This is a genomic window from uncultured Gimesia sp., from assembly GCF_937919775.1.
GTDB lineage: Bacteria > Planctomycetota > Planctomycetia > Planctomycetales > Planctomycetaceae > Gimesia.
In genome coordinates this window covers 1-4,443 of record NZ_CALFPF010000451.1, presented here as the reverse complement: position 1 = coordinate 4,443, position 4,443 = coordinate 1, and the positions used below count along the sequence as shown (strand labels likewise).

Sequence of the window (4,443 nt, the reverse complement as noted above, 5' to 3'; positions counted from 1 at the left end):
CAATTTAACGCTATTATTTACGAACTAAAATACTTTCGGGACACCCACTAGCTAAGGCAGGATTACCTTTCGGCTCCGATAACAAGATACTAAAGACAACAACCGCATAACAAACCAGATCAAAATAAGCAAACCGAGATGGTCTTAGGATAAAGCTCAACCAGGGAGGAAATAGAAAACTGCGGACCCCAAACTCAAATGGCGTCCAGAACGTTGCACCGCACACATCACACTCGTATGTCTGTTTCGAAACGATCTCGAAACAGTTTCCGCACAGATTTTCACGCGACTGCGAAACCTCTGGATCCAGGCCTTCCTCTTGAAATCGCCGGGCAGCATCCTGAAACACGTTATGTAGCGTCTGGCGGTCGTGCTTGGGAAAATCGTTAAAGCTCAGTTTCATTCCATCTTTTAAACAGAATTTGGGATGCCGGAAAACCGTACTTTTCAATTCATCAATCTGGCTGTAGTAAATTGCCCAGTTTGGCTGACGAGGTTCTCCCTTCCGAGATGCATCCACACAAAGTAGTCGCAAATTCGTGAGCACCATAACTGTTTTTTTAAACTGCAGATCCCCCTTTGAGACAAACAACACCTGTTCGTGTTCCAGCAACATCTTCTGCAGCACAGGTTCAATTTGTTTGACCAGATCGAACTTCACACGTATCGCCTCATCCAGGCTGATCCCTTCAAGTCGGGAGAAGACCGTCCCCCACCGGTAATGGACCTCAGGCGATAGCTCCAGATTCATCTGGGCTAGCTTCGTGACAATTGGGTCAATAGTCACCTCGGTCATGGTTTGATTCTCGTTCACGCAGGGCTCTGATCAGAGCGATGATCTAGAGCCGCCCGATCCAGGATTCCACGTTCAGCACTTCGCTCAACATCATCTGCTGCGCACACAGGATTGATCGCTGCAGTTCTTCGGCCGTCACTTCACCCGCTGAGTTCGACAACGCCAGCGTCCCCGTCGCATCACTCAGAAATTCGACCGTAAACCCGCGATGCACGGCCTGCCGCGCCGTGGTATCACAGCACATGTGCGTCATGTAACCGGCGATCGTCACCGTATCGATCTTCTGTTCCCGCAGCCAGGCTTCCAGATCCGTCCCGGTAAAACTGCCCGGCAGTTGCTTCTCAATCAGCAGATCATGCGGCCGCCGCGCCACTTCCGGATGCAGTTCCCAGCCCGGCGTCCCTTTCTGAAAAAACGGCTTTTCAGGATCGTCAAAATGATGCTGCACCACAATCACAGGTACCTGTTTTGCCGTCGCCCCGTCCATCGCCGCCAGTATCTGCTCCAGATGTCCCGCCGGATAAGTAATCGGCAGCGCCCCTGTGAAATACTCATTCTGCACATCAATCACCAGCAAAGCACGACTCATGAGATCTCCTGAAAAACTGCGGCATCTGAATACACTCTTCAAGCCCGTATCATAACCCGTCCGCAGCCAACAGACCACTCTTAAACAGTCAGCACACAACCGAACTCATTTCGTGCGGGAACACCCAGCGCCTAAGCGCTCTCGGGAACTTTCTTGAGATGCAGGCCCTTCGCGGCAATTTGAGCGGTAATCGCGGCATCACCACCATTGGCAATAATAAACATGAAAATGGCAATACCATAATCGCCGTCTGCCAGCGCAATCGAGATCAAGAGAAGTAAAAACATGAAACCAAACAACTCGGCACAGGCGATCGGATAATGCTTCATGACAAAGTCTCCCCAGGACGGGATTACGAAACTCCGAATGCCAATTTCCGAGGGTTTCCAGAACGTCGCGCCGCAGCTTGCACATTCATAATCATGCTTCGGTACCACTTCGTAACAATGGCCACACAGATTTTCGCGGGACTGGGAAACTTCCGGGTCGAAACCTTTTTCTTCGAATAACTTGTAAGCATTCAGAAAGACTTCCCGCATGGCCTGGCGATCAATTTTCGGAAAACCGGAATAGTTCAGATTCTTGCCATCTTTCAGACAGATCTTTGCATTCCCGAATATCGTGCTTTTCAGTTCTTTGATCTGGCTGTAGTAAATCGACCAGAATGTCCGCTTGGGAACCCCTTTACCGTTCGTACGAATGCAGAGCAGCCGTAAGTTCGTGAGCACCACCACCGTATGATTAATCGTCTGTGCCCAGAGCGCCCCCATGAAAAACTGTTCGGCGAAAGAAGATTGAATCCCCTTGGAAACGAACAGCACTTCCTCTTTTTCCAGCAGCATCTCTTTCATTAACGGCTCTACCCGTTGTACCAATTGGAATTTTTTCTTGATCCCGCGGTTGGCAAACATCCCCTCTAATTTGGGGAACATGGTTTCCAGCCGATAGTTGATATCCGGCGACAAAACCAGATTCAATTGCGTTAATTTCGTATCAACCAGATTACTGTCAACCGCATTCATGGCGTGTGTTTCCTCAATTGTTTTTTGTCAATCAGAGTGAGCAGAGCAAGTGAAAAAAACATCTTAACCAGAACAGTTGAATAGTTCAAAAAGTATTATCGATTTTTTCGATGAATTCTTTGTGAGGCACACCAGGTGTCTACGCTCGAACCAGATGCATGCGCGTGCGGGCAAACACGATCTCCACAAGCCTTTTACTTTTCGTGTATTTCATGGTAGTAAAAACATTCCATTGGCTTTCAATCAAACCAAAACCTGCGATAGAATGGAACGCCTCTCCTGAAAACCAGCCGCAAGCAAGTTCATCAACAGGAACAACATCATGAAACGACTGCCAGCCCTTTGTCTCTGCACGCTGCTCATCATCACTTCCACTAATGCGTTCGCAGCCGAACCAATCGACATCGGCTCCCGTCTGGAACTCATGGTCGATGACACTCTGATTGATTCCCATACCGCAGACGCCCGCTTTCTGCTGCATCATCCGACGCCCCGCGAAATCGTCTTCAACTACGACAAACCCTGGGAAGGAACCGGCTGCGGTTATCAAAGTATCTTCCAGGACGGCGACCTCTATCGCATGTACTACAAAGCCTGGCAACTGGATGTACAACAGGGAAAACTCGGTCCCAACAACAGCAATTTCACTTGTTACGCCGAAAGCAAAGATGGCATCCACTGGAAACGTCCCGACCTGGGTCTGTTCGCATTTCCCAAGGGGGGCTCGAAAGACAACAACATCGTAATCGGCCTCGACCGGCGCGAATGGATGGGCGATGCCAAACCCGATCCCGTGCATCCCGCCGTCTTCAAAGACGAAAATCCCGACTGTCCCGCCGATGCAAAATATAAAGCCATTCTCCGTTCCCGCGGCCCGCGCGGCCTGCTCGTTCTCAAATCGGCCGATGGCATTCACTGGTCGCTGATGTCGGACAAACCAGTGATCACCGACGGTGCTTTCGACTCACAAAATCTCGCCTTCTGGGACCCGACGATCAAAAAATACCGCGCTTACTGGCGTTACTTCACCGCGGGCACCATCGACGACAAAGTCTGGAAACCGGCCGGCAATCGTGATATCCGTACCGCGACTTCCGACGACCTCTTAACCTGGAGCAAACCCCAGGACCTGAAATACGGCGACGCGCCTCCCGAGCAACTCTACACCAATCAGATCAAACCCTATTACCGCGCGCCACATATCCTGGTCGGATTTCCCACCCGTTACATCGAACGGGGCTGGTCCAAATCGATGGAAGCACTGCCCGAAGTCGAACATCGCAAAAAACGTTCCTCCATCTCCGACCGTTACGGCATGGCGATTACCGAAGGACTGTTCATGACGAGTCGCGACGGCGTCAATTTCAAACGCTGGCAGGAAGCCTTCCTGCGTCCCGGCATCGAACGCCAGGGAACCTGGGCCTACGGTCATCAATACATCGCCTGGCAGATGGTCGAAACGAAATCAGAAACCGAAGGCGCTCCGAACGAACTTTCCCTGTACGCAACCGAAGGCTACTGGACCGGCAAGAGCAATCAACTGAGACGTTACACAATGCGCATCGACGGCTTCGTCTCGATCAACGCGCCGCTGAAGGGAGGCGAGATCATCACGAAACCAATCACGTTCACCGGCAAAGAACTCAAGCTCAACTTCTCCAGCTCCGCCGCCGGCGGCATCACCGTCGAACTGCAAACCCCCGAAGGCAAACCGATCGAAGGTTTCACCGAAGCCGACTGCAGCGAACTCTTCGGCGACACCATCGCCCGCCCCGTCCACTGGAAACAGGGCACCGACGTCAGCAGCCTGACCGGCAAACCAGTGAGGTTAAAAATTAAACTCAAAGACGCGGACCTGTATTCGTTTAAGTTTGAGTGAGTAAATCAAAAGAAATAGTTAGCCCTATCCCATTGTTAATCAGCTTGTAAAAATGTCCCAGACTACTTTCATAATTGTTGCTATCCCTCCGATTGCAGCAAGTGTGATTGCAACCCAGAACCTCCAATCTTGACTTCTAGACCATTGTCGGTCATGT

Annotated in this window: 4 protein-coding genes; 1 reads left to right on the top strand and 3 read right to left on the bottom strand. The window is 50.8% G+C overall.

What is annotated here, in order from left to right; genetic code table 11:
* Positions 1-13: 13 nt before the first annotated feature.
* From Q0294_RS12865 to Q0294_RS12855, 3 genes are all read right to left on the bottom strand, one after another.
* Positions 14-814 (bottom strand): hypothetical protein, encoded by an 801-nt coding sequence (locus Q0294_RS12865; protein ID WP_299465857.1) that lies wholly within the window; start codon positions 812-814, stop codon positions 14-16.
* A 25-nt stretch (positions 815-839) separates the two neighbouring features.
* The gene (locus Q0294_RS12860; RefSeq protein ID WP_299465854.1) at positions 840-1,385 is read right to left on the bottom strand and encodes a cysteine hydrolase family protein; all 546 of its coding nucleotides are present in this window, start codon (positions 1,383-1,385) and stop codon (positions 840-842) included.
* 131 nt (positions 1,386-1,516) lie between these two features.
* Positions 1,517-2,407, bottom strand: coding sequence for a hypothetical protein (locus tag Q0294_RS12855; protein WP_299465851.1), 891 nt, complete (start codon positions 2,405-2,407; stop codon positions 1,517-1,519).
* A gap of 322 nt (positions 2,408-2,729) precedes the next feature.
* Here Q0294_RS12855 and Q0294_RS12850 point away from each other — a divergent pair, with 322 nt between their 5' ends.
* The gene (locus Q0294_RS12850; protein ID WP_299465848.1) at positions 2,730-4,286 is read left to right on the top strand and encodes a hypothetical protein; all 1,557 of its coding nucleotides are present in this window, start codon (positions 2,730-2,732) and stop codon (positions 4,284-4,286) included.
* Positions 4,287-4,443: the final 157 nt, after the last annotated feature.